The organism is Methylobacterium ajmalii (assembly GCF_016613415.1).
Lineage (GTDB): Bacteria > Pseudomonadota > Alphaproteobacteria > Rhizobiales > Beijerinckiaceae > Methylobacterium > Methylobacterium ajmalii.
Genome location: NZ_JACWCT010000006.1, coordinates 17266 through 33245, shown reverse-complemented (window position 1 = coordinate 33245; position 15980 = coordinate 17266). Strand labels below are relative to the sequence as shown.

The 15980-nt window shown below is 72.7% G+C and carries 14 protein-coding genes; 9 read left to right on the top strand and 5 right to left on the bottom strand.

Going from position 1 to position 15980, the window contains the following annotated elements; genetic code table 11:
* Nucleotides 1–336 precede the first annotated feature (336 nt).
* From HPY23_RS01345 to HPY23_RS01335, 3 genes are all read left to right on the top strand, one after another.
* Nucleotides 337–1266, top strand: a complete 930-nt coding sequence (locus HPY23_RS01345) for an AEC family transporter (RefSeq protein WP_091887921.1) — start codon at nt 337–339, stop codon at nt 1264–1266.
* 307 nt (nt 1267–1573) lie between these two features.
* Nucleotides 1574–2956 (top strand): GGDEF domain-containing protein, encoded by a 1383-nt coding sequence (locus HPY23_RS01340; RefSeq protein ID WP_091887918.1) that lies wholly within the window; start codon nt 1574–1576, stop codon nt 2954–2956.
* A gap of 331 nt (nt 2957–3287) precedes the next feature.
* Entirely contained in the window at nt 3288–3587 is a 300-nt protein-coding gene (locus HPY23_RS01335) for a hypothetical protein (protein WP_060849888.1), read from the top strand.
* Between the two features lie 51 nt (nt 3588–3638).
* Here the strand turns inward: HPY23_RS01335 and cysK are convergent, their stop codons facing one another.
* Entirely contained in the window at nt 3639–4619 is a 981-nt protein-coding gene (gene cysK, locus HPY23_RS01330; RefSeq protein WP_060849889.1) for a cysteine synthase A, read from the bottom strand.
* A gap of 339 nt (nt 4620–4958) precedes the next feature.
* Here cysK and HPY23_RS01325 point away from each other — a divergent pair, with 339 nt between their 5' ends.
* The gene (locus HPY23_RS01325; RefSeq protein WP_200601995.1) at nt 4959–6350 is read left to right on the top strand and encodes an NAD(P)/FAD-dependent oxidoreductase; all 1392 of its coding nucleotides are present in this window, start codon (nt 4959–4961) and stop codon (nt 6348–6350) included.
* A gap of 19 nt (nt 6351–6369) precedes the next feature.
* On the opposite strand, the gene HPY23_RS01320 is transcribed toward HPY23_RS01325, so the two are convergent.
* Entirely contained in the window at nt 6370–7821 is a 1452-nt protein-coding gene (locus tag HPY23_RS01320) for an NAD(P)-binding domain-containing protein (protein WP_091887914.1), read from the bottom strand.
* Between the two features lie 25 nt (nt 7822–7846).
* Between HPY23_RS01320 and HPY23_RS01315 the strand changes: the two genes are divergently transcribed.
* A complete protein-coding gene (locus tag HPY23_RS01315; RefSeq protein WP_091887943.1) occupies nt 7847–8476 on the top strand; it encodes a 2-hydroxychromene-2-carboxylate isomerase in 630 nt (209 codons plus the stop codon).
* A 576-nt stretch (nt 8477–9052) separates the two neighbouring features.
* Here the strand turns inward: HPY23_RS01315 and HPY23_RS01310 are convergent.
* The 3 genes from HPY23_RS01310 to HPY23_RS01300 form a co-directional block, all read right to left on the bottom strand.
* Nucleotides 9053–9370: a cupin domain-containing protein gene (locus tag HPY23_RS01310; RefSeq protein WP_091887912.1), complete on the bottom strand. Its 318-nt coding sequence runs from the start codon at nt 9368–9370 to the stop codon at nt 9053–9055.
* A gap of 72 nt (nt 9371–9442) precedes the next feature.
* Nucleotides 9443–9817, bottom strand: coding sequence for a PH domain-containing protein (locus HPY23_RS01305; RefSeq protein WP_091745455.1), 375 nt, complete (start codon nt 9815–9817; stop codon nt 9443–9445).
* Between the two features lie 27 nt (nt 9818–9844).
* Nucleotides 9845–10078, bottom strand: a complete 234-nt coding sequence (locus tag HPY23_RS01300) for a DUF1674 domain-containing protein (protein ID WP_060849893.1) — start codon at nt 10076–10078, stop codon at nt 9845–9847.
* A 154-nt stretch (nt 10079–10232) separates the two neighbouring features.
* Here HPY23_RS01300 and HPY23_RS01295 point away from each other — a divergent pair, with 154 nt between their 5' ends.
* The 4 genes from HPY23_RS01295 to HPY23_RS01280 all read left to right on the top strand — a co-directional run bounded on the left by HPY23_RS01295 (nt 10233) and on the right by HPY23_RS01280 (nt 15867).
* A complete protein-coding gene (locus HPY23_RS01295; protein WP_091887908.1) occupies nt 10233–11576 on the top strand; it encodes an RsmB/NOP family class I SAM-dependent RNA methyltransferase in 1344 nt (447 codons plus the stop codon).
* Nucleotides 11577–11706: 130 nt separating this feature from the next.
* The gene (locus tag HPY23_RS01290) at nt 11707–13434 is read left to right on the top strand and encodes a heparinase II/III family protein (RefSeq protein WP_060849895.1); all 1728 of its coding nucleotides are present in this window, start codon (nt 11707–11709) and stop codon (nt 13432–13434) included.
* A gap of 126 nt (nt 13435–13560) precedes the next feature.
* Nucleotides 13561–14706: a GGDEF domain-containing protein gene (locus HPY23_RS01285; protein WP_060849896.1), complete on the top strand. Its 1146-nt coding sequence runs from the start codon at nt 13561–13563 to the stop codon at nt 14704–14706.
* Between the two features lie 132 nt (nt 14707–14838).
* Nucleotides 14839–15867, top strand: coding sequence for an aldo/keto reductase (locus HPY23_RS01280; RefSeq protein ID WP_091887906.1), 1029 nt, complete (start codon nt 14839–14841; stop codon nt 15865–15867).
* Nucleotides 15868–15980: the final 113 nt, after the last annotated feature.

Here is a 15980-nt window from a genome sequence, read left to right as displayed (position 1 = left end):
CGACCCGTCGAAGGCGTTCGACACCACGGCCTACCTGGCGGCCAACGGCGACGTGGCGCGGGCGAAGGTCGACCCGATGCTGCACTACCTGCAATACGGCGCGCTCGAGGGCCGCGCGGCCCCGGGCGACACCACCTTCGGCTACGGCAACCAGGGCTGATCCAAGGTCGAACCAAGAGACCGGTCAAGGACCGACCCGCCGGCCCCGCGTCCCGCCGCCCTCCGGCGGCGGGACCTCGCCCCGCGGCCGGCGCAGGGCTCACGCCCTTGCGCCGGCCGCGCCCCTGCACCAAAGCGGCTCTCGCCGGCGCCCCGCCCGGTCCCGGCGCTCCCCCGATGCAGGCCGTCCTCAACGCCGCCCTCCCGATCTTCGCCCTGATCCTGGCGGGGTTCCTGTCCGGGCACACCGCCCTGTTCGGGCCGGCGGCGGCCGACAGCCTGAACCGCTTCGCGATCTACCTGGCGCTGCCGGCCCTGATGTTCGGCGCGATGGCGAAGATCACCCCCGCCCAGGTCGCCCAGATCGGCTTCGCGGCGGCCTTCGCGGGCGGCATCGCGGCGGCCTTCGCGGCCGCCTTCCTGCTCGGGCTCGGGCGCGCCCTGCGCCCGGCCCAGGCCTGCATCGAGGGGCTGGATGCCGGCTACAGCAACGTCGGCTTCATGGGCATCCCGCTCTGCCTTCTGGTCTTCGGGCCGGCGAGCCTGCCGGCCGCGGTCATCGCCACCCTGTTCACCGCCTGCGTGCTGTTCCTGTTCGCGATCGTGGTGATCGAGCTCGACCTGCAGAAGGGGGCGGGCTCGGGCACCGCCCGCAAGGTCGTGCTGGCGCTCCTGCGCAACCCGCTGCTGATCGCGCCCCTCGCGGGGCTCGCGGTCGGCCTCACCGGGACGCCGGTGCCCGGGCCGGTCGAGCGCTTCGCCACGCTCCTCGGGGGCGCGGCCTCGCCCTGCGCCCTCGTCTGCATCGGGCTGTTCCTGGCCCAGGAGCGGGTGGTGCTCTCCGACATCCGCCCGATGGCCGTGCTCGTCGTCCTCAAGCTGGTGCTGCAGCCGGCGGTGACCGCGCTCCTCGTCTACCAGGTCTTCGCCGTGCCCGACCTCTGGGCGCGGGCGGCGGTGCTGCTCAGCGCGCTGCCGATCGGCTCCGGCCCGTTCACGCTCGCCAAGCTCTACGGGCTCGAGGCCGGCGTGACCTCCGGGGCGATCCTGCTCTCGCACCTCGCCTCGGTAGTGACCGTCTCGCTCCTCGTCGCCTGGCTCGCCTGACCGGCAGGGGTCGATCGCGGGATCGCGGGGCGTCGCCACTGTCGAGCCCACGCGCCTGACGCAGCGCATATCCGCATCGCACCGGTCGCGCGGGCTGGGGACGGGGGTTCGACGGAGATTGGACGGCGACGTCGTTCGTGTACGATTAACTCGATCTTGAAGGTCTGACGCGAGTATCGTCCGACCGGGCCGGACGGGACTCGCACAGGAAGACATGGTAGGGAAGAACCGTCGTCCCCGGCATGACGCGGCTCGTCCCGCGACCGCCCTCTTGCTGCCTCATCTTGTTCGGAGCCGGGTCTAGGGCATGACGATCCTTCGCTCCATTCGTACGGTCCTCGACGGCGGCCCCTCATCCCGGGACCGGGCCCTCGCCGGCCGCCTGATGCGGGTGATCTTCGGCTGCTACGTGATCGTCGCGGTCGGTCTGACGGCGGTGCAGATGACGGTCGCCTACCGGGCGGCGAGCCAGCGACTGCAGGACGACGTGGCGGCCCTCCAGCGCACCTTCACGCCCGGCATCGAGGACGCGATGTGGCGCTACAACGCCGAGGTGCTGCGCGGCATCCTGGCGGGCATGCAGGAGATCCCGGCGGTCGTCGGGGTCGAGGTGCGCGACGAGACCGGACGGCGCGTCCAGGCGACCGGCACCTTCACGGACGAGGCCGGCGCGGTCCGGCATGTCGGCCGCAACGAGGAGGCGAAGCTGGCCGCCCGGCCCTTCGGCACGCCGTTCAGCCGCACCTTCCCGGTCGTCCACACCGACGAGAACGGCCGCAACTATCCGATCGGCTCCTGGACCGTCCATTCCGACGACAGCATCGCGATCGAGCAGGTCAAGAACACGCTCTACGTGATCCTGATCAACTCGGCGATCAAGTCGGTCATGCTCTGGTTCATCTTCTACCTGGTGATCCGCACCATGGTGGGCCGGCCGCTCGGCCAGATCCGCGACTACCTCGCCCGGATGGACGCCGATTCCCTCGGGGCGCCGCCGCTGGTGATCGAGGCGGGGGGGCGCAACGAGCTGCACGCGCTCGCCGGCGCGCTCAACACCATGCGCGACCGGCTGCGGTGGTCGTTCGAGGAGAACGCCGCCCTGATGCGCGACCTGCGCGAGATGAACGCGACGCTGCAGGACCGCATCGCCGAGCGCACCCGCGACCTCGAGGCCCTGGCCCATACCGACCTGCTCACCAGCCTGTTCAACCGGCGCAAGCTCGACGAGGCCCTGGCGGAGGCGACCGAGGACCGGGAGCGGCCGCTCTCGCTGATCCTCGGCGACATCGACAACTTCAAGTCGGTCAACGACCGCCACGGCCACAAGGTCGGCGACCAGGTCCTGATCGCCTTCGCGGGCCTCCTGCGCGACGCCGTGCGGCCGACCGACATCCTCGGCCGCTGGGGCGGCGAGGAGTTCATGGTGCTCTGCCCCGACACCGACCTGGCCGGGGCGGTCGCCCTGGCCGAGCGCCTGCGCCAGCGCGTCGAGGGGACGGCCCTGCCGGAGGCCGGCACCCGGACCTGCTCGTTCGGGGTCGCCACCCTGGCCCCGGGCGAGAGCACCGACAGCCTGGTCGGCCGGGCCGACGCGGCGCTCTACCGCTGCAAGCGCAACGGCCGCAACCGGGTGGAGGTGAGCGCGTCGCTGTGGTCCGAGACGGGACTGAAGGAGCGCGGGGCGGCCTGAGACCGGACTTCGCGCAACCCCGGCCGTCCGACCCTCCGGTCAGCGAGCACCCGAAAGACCAGCGCCGCGTCCGGGGTCGTTCCGACGGGATGTGCGGCCGCTATCCGGCGCCGAATGCCCGCCGGATTCTTTTGCGATGCGGGATGTGCAGTGCCGAAATCATGACGGACGACACGAACCTTGTCGACGTTCCATGTGCACGGCGCATGGTGCCGTTGCGTCCATTCGTCCGGTTCCGGCGCCCGGGGTATTGGCAGAGTGCGCGTCTTGCCGCAGTCTCGGGGTGGATGAAGCCGCCGCAGAGCGGTCCGTCCGGAACGGAGGTACGCCGATGGTCAACCCGAACCGCCTCGTGAAATCCGCCTGGATCGCCGCGGAGGTCTCCCGCGACAAGGCCGAGAAGGTCCTGGTGGTGGAAGCCTACATCGCGGTCAGCCCGCTGGAGGCCGGCTTCGATGCCGGGCGCTACGGACGCCTCGTCGAGGACGTGCGCCGCATCCTCGCCGACAACCCGGACATCGACCGGGCCTCGATCCTGAGCGTGCACCGCGAATCGCGCTGCGCCGCCCTGTTTCGCCGCGGCGCCTGCGAGGAGGGGCGCCGGACCGAGCTGCCCGAACTCGTCGCCTGAGATTCCCGATCTCGCCGATGCGGCGGGGCCCTGGGGCCCCGCCGGTGTACCTCAGAGGCCCTCGAACAGCGCCGACGAGATGTAGCGCTCGGCGAACGAGCACGCGACCGTGACGATGCGCTTGCCCTTGAACTCGGGCCGGGCCGCGATCTCGAGCGCCGCCGCGACGTTGCCGCCGGTGGAGATGCCGCCGGGGATGCCCTCGATCCGGGCGAGCAGGCGGGCGGTGTCGAAGGCGGTCTGGTTGGAGACCGTCACCACCTCGTCGATCACGCCGCGGTCGAGCACGCCCGGCACGAAGCCGGCGCCGATGCCCTGGATCTTGTGCGGGCCGGGCTGGCCGCCGGACAGGACCGGGGAATCCTCCGGCTCGACCGCGACGACGCGCAGCGACGGCAGGCGCTGCTTGATCACCTGGCCGACGCCCGTGATGGTGCCGCCGGTGCCCACGCCCGCCACGAAGGCGTCGAGCTGGCCGTGCGTGTCGGCCCAGATCTCCTCCGCGGTGGTCTTGCGGTGGATCTCGGGGTTGGCCGGGTTGTTGAACTGCTGGGGCATGATCGCGCCCGGGATCTCCTTGAGGAGTTCCTCGGCCTTGGCGATCGCGCCCTTCATGCCCTGCGGGCCGGGGGTCAGCGCCAGCTCGGCCCCGAGATAGGCCAGCATCTTGCGCCGCTCGAGCGACATCGTCTCGGGCATCACCAGGATCAGCCGGTAGCCGCGGGCGGCGGCCACGAAGGCGAGCGCGATGCCGGTATTGCCGGAGGTCGGCTCCACCAGGGTCCCGCCGGGCTTCAGCACGCCCGAGGCCTCCATGGCGTCGATCATGTTGACGCCGATGCGGTCCTTCACCGAGGCGATCGGATTGAAGAACTCGAGCTTCAGCAGGATCTCGGCGTCGATCCCGCGCTCCTTGGCGAGGCGGTTGAGGCGCACCAGCGGGGTGTTGCCGATGGTCTCGGTGATCGAGTCGTAGACCCGGCCGTGGCCGATCGTGCGGCCGGATTCCGAAGTGGCGGTGGCGTCGGCCATGCGATGTCTCTCCCTTGGGGACTCGTGCTCCGCCGCACGGGTAGCCTAAATCCGGCGGGCCGTCGAGGTAAGCTGATTTATACAGTTTATATCTGTAGATTAGGCGTCCGACGGATTGTCCGCCCCGCCCGCCCGGCGATCGCAACCCCGCCGATCCCGACGGATCGACCTGCCGTCTCCGCCAACGCGGGGGGTACTCCCCGGGCTGTGGTCTGGTAACCTTGGGTGAGGGAGGCGCCCCGGCAAGGTTCCCCGCGGCGCCCCGCTCGTAATTTCCGCAGCAGGGCGTCGCCGAGGCCGCAAGCCCGCCACCCGGATCCCCGAGGCCAGAGAGACTGCATGACCGAGATCCCGAACCCCTCCGCCCGCGATCCTGTGCCCGTCGAGGTTCCGGGCGCCGATCCGGCGGGCCTGCGCGTGCCGTCCTCCGGCGCGCACCGGGTGGTGATCGTCGGCGGAGGCTTCGGCGGGCTCACCATGGCGCGCGGCCTCGGCAACGCGAAGGACATCGAGGTCACCCTCATCGACCGGCGCAACCACCACCTCTTCCAGCCGCTGCTCTACCAGGTCGCCACCGCGGTCATCGCGCCGGGCGAGATCGCCGAGCCGATCCGGGCGATCCTGCGCCGGGACCGCAACGTCCGCGTGCTGATGGGCGAGGTCGAGGGCATCGACGTGGGAGGCCGCGCCGCGATCCTGCGCGACGGCACCCGCATTCCCTACGACACGCTGGTCCTGGCGACGGGAGCCACCCACAGCTATTTCGGCCACCCCGAATGGGAGCGCTACGCGCCGGGCCTCAAGACCCTCGACGACGCCCGCCGGATCCGGGCCCGGGTGCTGCTCGCCTTCGAGGCGGCCGAGCGCGAGGACGACCCGGCCGCCCGCGAGCGGCTGCTGACCTTCGCGGTGATCGGCGGCGGGCCGACCGGGGTGGAGATGGCCGGCGCCATCGCGGGGCTCGCCCACCACGCCCTGTCGCAGGATTTCCGCCGCATCGACCCGAAGCGGGCCCGCATCCTCCTGATCGAGGCGGCACCCCGGATCCTCGGCACCTTCTCGGAGGACCTCTCCGCCTACAGCCGCCAAGCGCTCGAGCGCCTCGGCGTCACGGTGCTGACCGACCACGCGGTCGAGGACGTGTCGGAGGCCGGCATCACCGTCCAGGGCCGGCTGATCCCGGCCGCCACGGTGGTCTGGGGCGCGGGCGTGCGCGCCTCGCCCGCCGGCGCTTGGCTCGGGGTCGAGACGACGCGCCAGGGCCACGTCCCGGTCGGGCCGGACCTCGCGGTGATCGGCCGCCCGGGCGTCTACGCGCTCGGCGACCTCGCCCAGGCCAAGGCCGAGGACGGCACGCCCCTGCCGGGCCTCGCCCAGGTCGCCGACCAGCAGGGCCGCTATCTCGGCCGCGCACTGCGCGACCGCATCCTGCACGGCCGGGCGCCACAGCCGTTCCGCTTCCGCAGCCGCGGCAACCTCGCGATCATCGGGCGCAATGCCGGCGTGGTGCAGTGGGACCACGTCAAGCTGAAGGGCTTCCTCGCCTGGCTGGTCTGGGGCGTCGCCCACGTCTACCTGCTGGTCGGCTTCCACAACCGGCTCGTCGTCACCCTGCGCTGGCTGTGGGCCTATGTCAGCTTCCAGCGCGGCGCCCGGCTGATCTCCGAGCGCGACGAGGCCACGATGGCGCTGATCAGCGGCAAGCCCCCGGCGAAGGCGCCGCTGCCCTGACCGGAGCGGGGAGGGCGCCTCACCGCGCCCCCCGGGCGACGAAGAACGGCGTCGGCTCCAGCTCCGCATCCTCGTGCGCCATCATGCGGGGGAAGTGGGCATCGGCCTGCGACACGAAGAGGTCGCGCACCAGCGCCTGGGCGAGGCGCGTCGCCCCGATGCCGAGGCCCGGGATGTCGCCGGCGAGCGCGCCGTGGCTGAGGCTGACGCCCCAGTTGAAGACGTGCAGCAGGCCGAGTTCCGGCAACCGGCCGGGCACCCGCTCCAGCATCTGCATCCCGTCGCCGAGATAGGGGAAGCGGGCGGCTTCCGGGTGCGCCTCGGCCTCGGCGGCCGGGACGCGATCGCCCCAGGTCAGCACCGCGTCGCGGAAGCGGTCGAGCTCCGGGCGCCGCGTCAGGTCGATGTCGAAGCCCACCGCCACCACGGCAGCCTCGACCGGGTAGCGGCCTTGGCCCGTCTCGATCACGAGACCGTCGGGCGCCTCCTCGATTCCGGTCCAGCCCTCGCCGAACCGCACCGCGAAGTTCGGGTGGCGGGTGCAGCGCAGCACCGATTCGTGCGGCGGCGGCGTGCCCTCGCCCATCAGGTAGGTGGTGAAGGCCCAGCGCCGGGCGTCGTCGAGGGCGGCGTAGCCGCGCAGGAAGCCCGGGAAGGCGGCCCATTTCGACTTGTTGACCTGGGGAAACCGCGAGCGGCGCACGAACAGCGTCACCTCGGCGGCCCCGGCTTCCAGCGCCGTCGCGGCGTTGTCGATCGCCGAGGCCGAGGCGCCCAGCACCGCGACCCGGCCGCCGCGGAAGCGGGAGAAGTCGATCGGGTCGGAGGAATGGAACAGGCGGCCCTCGCCGCCGGTGGCGAAGGACGGCATCCGCCGGCCGCCGGACCCGTCGCGGCCTGCGGCGAGCACCACCTTGCGAGCGTACAGGGTCTCGGGCCCGGCCGGCCCGTCGATCCGCGCCCCGATCAGCCCGTCCGCCGGCCAGAGCTGCAGGAGGCGGGTGTCGTTCTCGACCGGGATGCCGACGGTGTCGCGCACGAACAACAGGTAGCGCAGCCAGTCGAGGCGCGGAATCTTGTAGAGGTCGGCCCAGCCCGCCTCGCCGGCTTGCGCCTCCCACCAGGCCCGGAAGGTGAGGGAGGGGATGCCGAGATCCGGCCCGGTGAGGTGCTTGGGCGAGCGCAGGGTCTCCATCCGTGCGAACGTGCCCCACGGCCCCTCGGCGCCCCGGGGCGCCTGGTCGATCACCCGGATATTCGACACGCCCTCGCGCAGCAGCGCGAAGGCGGCAGTCTGGCCGCACATCCCGGCGCCGACCACCAGCACGTCGAGGGCCGGGCGCCCTTCCGGTCCATCGATCGGCAGGGTCCAGCGGGCGGGCGGGTGATTCAGGCGGGCGAGGTCGCGCCGTACCTCGGCGGCGAGGAGTGTTAGTCCCTTCACGGCCGCGCTGTCCTGGTCGATATCCATGCCCGTGCCAATCCTGGAGGTCCCGATGCCCGATCTGTCCTGCTTCTACAGCCTGTCCTCGCCCTGGGCCTATCTCGGCGGGCCGCGGCTCCAGGACATCGTGCGCCGCCACCGCGCCCGGCTGGTGCTCAAGCCCTTCGACTTCCAGGAGGTGGTGCCCAAGACCGGCGGCGTACCGATCCGGACCCGGCCGCAGCCGCGACGCGATTATCATGCCGTCGAGCTCGCCCGCTGGCGCGACTATCTCGGCCTGCCCCTCAACGTGACGCCGCGCCACTACCCGATGCAGAACCCGGCGCCGAACTGGAACAAGCATGCCGGCTGGACGGTCATCGCCGCGCAGGCCGCCGGGCTCGACGCCTTTCCGCTCTCCCACGCCATCCTGCGCGCGCTGTGGGCCGAGGAGCGCGACATCGCCGACCCGGCGGTGCGCCGGGCCATCGCCGACGAGAACGGCTACGACGGCGCCGCGCTGGTGGCCGCCGAGGGCAGCGAGGCCGTGCAGGCCCAGTACCGCCGCAACGGCGAGGAAGCCGAGGCGCTCGGCGTGTTCGGCTCGCCGACCCTCGTGCTCGACGGCGAATTGTTCTGGGGCCAGGACCGGCTCGGCTTCCTCGACCGGGCGCTGGCGCGGCGCGCGGCGGCCAGGAACTAAGCAGATTTCGCCGAAGCGGTTGCCGGTTCGGCGACGAAAATCTGCGACAAAACAAGAACCTGAGCGGGCGAAGCGTTGGCCTGCTAACGCAAGTCTGCTTAGAGCATTTTCCGATGAAGTGGATACCGGTTTGTCGCAGAAAATGCGGCAAGATCAATAGCCTAGAGAGCTTCGCGATTGCAGCGCGATCGTGAAGCGCTCTAGCGCCTTCTCCGGCGAGGTGGATGCCGGTTCGTCGCAGATGATGCGGCGAAATCAAGCGCATCGAGCGGCGCCTGATGCAGCGCGCACGGTACACGGCAGTGACGCCTGGGATGTCAGAGCACTTCACGATCGCATTGCGATCGCGAAGCTCTCCAAGTCATTGTTTCGTCGAATTCTCTGCGACGAACCGATTTCCGCTTCGTCGGAAAATGCTCTGGTTCAGCGAGGGGTGCCGCCCTGCTTGTGAGCGTTGCGTCCAGAGTTCCGGCAGGGCAGCCCGGATGGCGGCGATCTCCGCGTGCATGTCCCCTCGACGGCCCGTATCCGGGACGCCCGGACCCGCCGCCTCTCGCGGGCCGCCGCGCCCGTGCGCTACGCGGGCGGCGAGGTCGCCTCGATGGCGGTGAAGCGCTCAAGGATGCGGTAGGTGTGCTCGGCGCCCGCCGGCACCAGCCAGGAATCGCCGGGCTCCAGCCGCACGGTCCGGCCCTCGACGACCAGCTCGGCGCGGCCCGAAATCACGTAGCCGACGGTCTCGTAGGGGCGCGCCGCGCTCGGCTTGTCGTCGGTCGGCGCCTCGTCGACCCACATCCGCATCGCGACCTGCTTGCCGGTGGCGAGGTGACGCTGGCCGTCCGGCCCCTGCGGCGCTTGCGCGCCGGACACCTTGTCGATCGTCGTGTCGCTCATGATCCTGCTCCTTTCGGGGACGTCTCGCGACGCCAACGGAAGCGGAGGGACGGCGTTCCCACGCCTTATGGGTCAGCGCAGGGTCGCGGCGATCGCCCGCTGGATGCCGCGGATGTCGGCACCGCGCTTGAGGGTGCGGGCGATCGGCTCGGGCCGGCCCGAGACCCAGATCGTCAGCTCCGAATCCATGTCGAAGCTGCCGGCATTCTCGATCGAGAACGAGGTGATCGCCCGGTAGGGCACGGTGAGGTAGGAGACCTTGCGGCCGGTCACGCCCTGCTTGTCGACCAGGATCATCCGCCGGTCGGTGAAGACCATCAGGTCCCGGATCACCCGGAAGGCGACCTGCACGGTCTCGCCCGGGACGAGCATCCCGTCGAGTTCCTGCGCCACCGCCTCCGGCGCCGCGTCGCTTCCGTGGCCGAGCAGGCCGTCGAGCAAGCCCATCGGCGCGTCTCCTCGAATGAAATCGGGTCAGAAGTCCGACGCCAGGCCCTTCACCTCCCAGTCGTCGTAGCGCACCGGCTCCAGGCCGCCGCGCCCGTTGATCTCGCGCTCGCTCCGGATCTCGGCGGCGTGGGCGTCGATCGCGGCACGGCGCGCCTCGGCCTCCGCCAGGGCGCGCTGCGCGGCGGGCGACAGCACCCGGGACGGGGCCTCGGGCCCGCTCGCGACCGGCTCGGGGGAAGGGGCGTCGCTCTCGCTCATCGGTCGGTCTCTCGTGTCGCGGCGCTTGCATCTCGGGCGGCCGGATGCCACCCCGGCCGAAAGGCCGCGCGATCCCTCCGAGGTGGAGGGCGCGGCGGGCAGCGTCAAGGTCGGGGCGCGGGCGACGATCCGCCCCGGCGCGGGTGGAGTGGGGATGGACGGATTTGACAACGCGGTCGCCGGCTTGCCGGCGCGGCGCCTCGCCTGGGAGACCGTGGCGGACCTCATCGGCAAGAACCGCGGCACCGCGCTCGAGGACGCGATCGAGCCGGCGACCCAGCGCGCCGCCCTGCCGCCCCAGGATGCGGGGCTCGCCCGCGCCATCGCGGCGACGACCTTCCGGCATCTCGGGGTGATCCGCCACGCCCTGCACGCGCGACTGGCCAAGGGCCTGCCCGAGGACCAGCCGGGCCTCGTCGCCCTCCTCGCCACCGGGGCGGCGCAGATCCTCTACCTCAACGTCCAGGACCACGCCGCCGTCGACCTCTCGGTCCGCCTGGCGAAGTCGGAGCCCGGCCTCCAGCACCTCGCCGGCCTCGCCAACGCGGTGCTGCGCCGGATCGCCCGCGAGCGCGACGCGATCCGCCAGGAGGGCGACGCCGAGCCCCTGGCCCTCAACACACCGGCCTGGCTGGCGAGGCGCTGGGTCGCGGCCTACGGCGAGGAGACGGCCCGCGCCATCGCGGCGGCCAACGCCCGCGGGGCCGGACTCGACCTCACCCTGCGCCCGGGCGTGCCGGTGCCCGAGGGGCTCGTCGGGCAGCGCCTGCCCGGCGCCGGCAGCCTGCGCCTCGACGACGCCCGCACGCCGGTGCCGGACCTCCCTGGCTTTGCCGAGGGCGCGTTCTGGGTCCAGGACGCCGCCGCGGCCCTGCCGGCCCACCTCCTCGGCGTGCGGCCGGGCGAGCAGGTCGCCGATCTGTGCGCCGCACCCGGCGGCAAGACCGCCCAGCTCGCCGCGGCGGGCGCCGAGGTGCTGGCGGTCGACCGCTCGGCCGCGCGCCTGCGCCGCCTCAACGAAAACCTCGCCCGCCTCGGCCTGACCGCGGAGGTGCTGGCCGCCGACGCCCTGACGCTGTCGGAGGCCCGGCTGTTCGACGCGGTGCTGCTCGACGCGCCCTGCAGCGCCACCGGCACCCTGCGCCGCCACCCCGACGTCGCCTGGGGCAAGCGCGAGGACGACCTCCTGCGCCTCGTCGCGCTCCAGCGCCGGCTCCTCGACAAGGCGGCGCGGCTCGTCCGCCCGGTCGGGCGCCTCGTCTACTGCACCTGCTCGCTGGAGCCGGAGGAGGGCGAGGCCCAGGCCGAGGCGTTCCTGAAGCGCAACCCCGCCTTCGTGCGCCGCCCGGTCACCGCCGAGGAGGCGGGCGATCCCGCCTTCGTCACCGCGGCCGGCGACCTGCGCACGCTGCCCTCGCACTGGCCCGGCGAGGGGGCCGGGAGCCGCGGCGGGCTCGACGGATTCTACGCCGTGCGCCTGGAGCGCCGGGACGCGTGAGGGCCGGAACGCGGCGGCCCGACCGGAATCCCTGTTCACGGCGCCACTCGGCGGTTTGACCCCACGATGATCCTTGACCATTCCTTGACGGGGGACGGCGCCGCGGGGCGGCGGCCGGGCAGGAGGTGGCGTGGGTTGGGGGCCTGACCGCTGGCGGTTCTACCGGCTCGTCGGGCGCGCGGCCGGCCGCTCGCTGCGCCGCGTCGCGGCCCGCGCGACCTCGCGGCCCTCGGCGCTGACGCGCCTGCGTCCGACCGGCCTCGTCATCGCGCCGCAGGACCTGCGCACCAGCGACGCCACCATCGCGGCGGACATCTATGCCGGCCTGTTCGTGTTCGCCGGCCGGGCGCTCGCCACCGGCGGACGCTCGCCGTTCGATTTCGCGCCGCCCTCCGCGGAATGGGGCGAGCAGCTCTACGGCTTCGGCTGGCTGCGCCACCTGCGCGCCGCCGAGAGCGCGCTCTCGCGTGCCAACGCCCGGGCCTTCGTGCAGGACTTCATGGCCGGCCGCGGCGACCGGGATCTCGCCGAGCGCCCGGCGGTGGTGGCGCGCCGCCTGATCTCGCTTCTGAGCCAGTCGCCCCTGGTGCTGGAGGGCGCCGACCATGCCTTCTACCAGGCGTTCCTGCGCCAGATCGGGCGCTGCACCCACGCCCTCGACCGGGCGCTGCGCCGCGGCATCCTGCCGGGCGACCGGCTGCTCGCCGCGGTGGCGCTCGCCTATGCGGGCCTGTGCTGCGAGGGGTTCGATCCGGTGCTGCGCCGGGGCACCCGGCTCCTCCACCGCGAGCTGACCCGCCAGATCCTGCCCGACGGCGGCCACCGCAGCCGCGATCCGGGCTTTGCCAAGGACCTGCTCCTCGACCTGCTGCCGCTGCGCCAGAGCTTCCTGAGCCGCGACATCGCCCCCCCGGAGGCCCTGCTCAACGCCGTCGACCGGATGCTGCCGCTCCTGCGGCTCCTGCGCCACGGCGACGCCTCGCTCGGCCACCACAACGGCATGGGGGCGACCGCCGCCGACCAGCTCGCGACCCTGCTGATCTACGACGGGGCGCTCGCCCGGCCGCTGATGCACGCGCCCCATTCGGGCTATGCCCGCCTCGAGGGCGGGGGCGGCACCCTCGTCGTCGCCGATGTCGGGCCCGCCCCGCCGCCGGCCTTCTCGGCCCGGGCGGGCGCCGGCTGCCTGTCGTTCGAATTGTCCTGCGGCCCGCAGCGGCTGGTGGTGAATTGCGGCATGCCGGCGACCGGCGAGGAGCTGCGCGCGCTTTCCCGCACCACCGCCGCCCATTCCACCGCCTGCCTCGCCGACAGCTCGTCCTGCCGCTTCCTCGGCGTGAAGCAGGCCGGGCTGATCCATCCCCTGGCCGCCTGGCTCAAGGCCCGGATGGGATCGATCGTCGTGCGCGGACCGGCCGAGGTCGCGGTCGAGCGCGGCACCGATGCGGCGGGCGTCGACGTGCTCGCCGCCCGGCACGACGGCTACGCCCCGGTGCTCGGCCTGCTGCACGAGCGGCGCTGGCGCCTGCACCCCGACGGCGCCCTGCTGGAGGGCCATGACGGCTTCGTGCGCGCCACCGGTCCGCACGAGGCGAAGGGCCGGCGCGAGCCGGTCGAGGCCGCGATCCGCTTCCACCTCCACCCGAGCGTGCGGGCGAGCCGGGTCGGGCGCGGCGTGCGCCTCGCCGGGGCCGGTGCGCCCTGGCTGTTCGAGGCCGACGAGATCGACCCGGTGATCGAGGAGAGCGTGTTCTTCGCCGCCTTCAACGGCGCCCGTCGCACCGAGCAGATCGTCCTCCACCTGACGGTCGGCGACGGCACCCGGGTCGCCTGGCGCTTCCGCCGCCTCGCCGGCTAGGCCCGCCGTTAGGAAAAAAGCACCCGTCATCCCCCGTTTGGGGGTTGTACCGGCCGAATCGGCAACAACCGGACGCACGGCCATGATAAGGTCGCCAGAATCGAGGTCGGGCGGGGCGCAGACGGGATGAAGCTGGACGCGCCGACCCTGGTGACCGTGACCATCTTCGTGATGGTCGTGATGGGCGGCCTCTATCTCCTGTCCTGGTCGCAGTCCCGGCAGACCCGGGCCCTCGGGTTCCTGGGCGCCGCCCAGATCGTCGGCGCCGGCGCGGTCGCGCTGTTCGGCCTGCGCGGCCACGTTCCGGACTGGCTCTCGATCGGCTTTGCCAACGCCGCGATGCTGCTCGCCTTCGGGCTGATCTGGGCCGGCGCCCGCTCGTTCGAGGGCCGCCGCGTCACCGCTCGGCAGACCGGCGCCGGTGCCGTGCTGTGGCTCGCCGCCTGCCTGGTGCCGCCGTTCTACGCCTCGCTCGGTGCCCGGGTGATCCTCGCCTCGGCGGTTGCGGGGCTGTACTGCGCGCTCGCCGCCCGCACCCTGTGGCACCACCGCGGCGAGCGGCTGCCCTCGCGGGCTCCGGCGGCGATCCTGCTCGCTAGCGAGGCGTTGCTGTCCTGGGCGCGGATTCCCGCCACCCTGGTCCTGCCGGTGCCGCCGGTCGGCACCCCGACCGATCCGTTCTGGGTCGCGGCCCTGTGCTTCGTCGCCCTGCTCTACACCGTGGCGGTCGCGGTCCTGTTCATGGCGCTCGCCAAGGAGCGGCTCGAGGCCGAGCAGCGCCGCGCCGCCGAGACCGATCCGCTCACCGGCATCGCCAACCGCCGGGCGCTCTCCGGGCAGGCGCGCCGCATCCTGGCGGCCGGGCCCGCCGCCCTGCTGCTGTTCGACCTCGACCACTTCAAGCGGGTCAACGACACCTTCGGCCACGCGGTCGGCGACGCGGTGCTGGTCGGCTTCTGCGCCGCCGCCCGCCAGGTCCTGCCCGGCGACGCGGCGTTCGGGCGCCTCGGCGGCGAGGAATTCGCCTGCCTCCTGCCCGGCGTCGCCGTCGGGGAAGCGGCCCGGATCGCCGAGACCGTGCGCCAGGCGGTGGCGGCGATGCGCCCGGACCTGGTGCCGGACCTCGCGGTCACGGTCAGCGTCGGGGTCGTCCGCGGCGCCGGCGACTTCGAGACCCTGCTCGATCTCGCCGACCGGGCCCTCTACCAGGCCAAGGCCCAGGGCCGCGACCGGGTGGTGATCGCCGGGCCGGGCCTGCGTCAGGTCGCGTGACCTCGACCTGACGCCCCCGCGCCCCCGCCCGGCATCGGCCCGGCTTGTCGTTGCCTGGACGCGACCTAAGACACCTCCTCATCCCACGAGCATCCGGGCGTATCGCCCGGCCCACGGACGAGGGCTTCCTCCATGGACTATCGTCAATTCGGACGCTCCGGCCTCAGGGTCCCGGTCCTGAGCCTCGGCACCGGCACCTTCGGGGGCAGCAACGAGTTCTTCGAGCGCTGGGGCCGGACCGACGTCGCCGAGGCGAGCCGGATGGTCGATCTCTGCCTGGATGCCGGCGTCAACTTCTTCGACACCGCCGACATCTACTCGCAGGGGGCCTCCGAGGAGATCCTGGGCCAGGCGCTGAAGGGCAAGCGCGACCGGGCGCTGATCTCCACCAAGGCGACCTTCCCGATGGGCGAGGGCCCGAACGACAAGGGGTCGTCGCGCTATCACCTGGTGCGCGCCTGCGAGGCGAGCCTGAAGCGCCTCGGCACCGACCACATCGACGTCTACTTCATGCACGGCTTCGACGCGCTCACCCCCGTCGACGAGACCCTGCGGGCCCTCGACGACCTCGTCCGCGCCGGCAAGATCGGCTATATCGGCGCCTCCAACTTCTCCGGCTGGCAGCTGATGAAGGCGCTCGGCACCTCCGAGCGCTACGGGCTCGCCCGCTATGTCGCCTACCAGGGCTACTACTCGCTGGTCGGCCGCCACTACGAGTGGGAGCTGATGCCGCTCGGCCTCGATCAGGGCGTCGCCCTGATGGTCTGGAGCCCGCTCGGCTGGGGCCGCCTCACCGGCAAGATCCGTCGCGGCGCCAATACCAGCGGGCGCATCGCGGCAGGCGGGGCCGAGGGCGGACCGCCGGTCTCCGACGAGGCGCTGTTCCGGGTCGTCGACGTCCTCGACGAACTCGCCGCCGAGACCGGGCGCAGCGTGGCGCAGGTGGCGCTCAACTGGCTCCTCTCGCGCCCGACGGTCGCCAACATCGTGATCGGCGCCCGCAACGAGGAGCAGCTGAAGCAGAATCTCGGCGCCGTCGGCTGGAGCCTCGACCCGGCCCAGATCGCCCGCCTCGACGCGGCGAGCCACGAGACCCCGATCTACCCGTACTGGCACCAGAAGGGCTTCGACGAGCGCAACCCGAAGCCGACGACCTGGTAGTTTCCCGGAGAGATCGGCCTCGAGATAGGGGTGGGTGGCCGGCCCCGTCCGTCGCGCGGCCGCGCAGCCTGAAGTAGAGTAACCCGATCGACGCTCCCGGCTCCGCCGAGCCG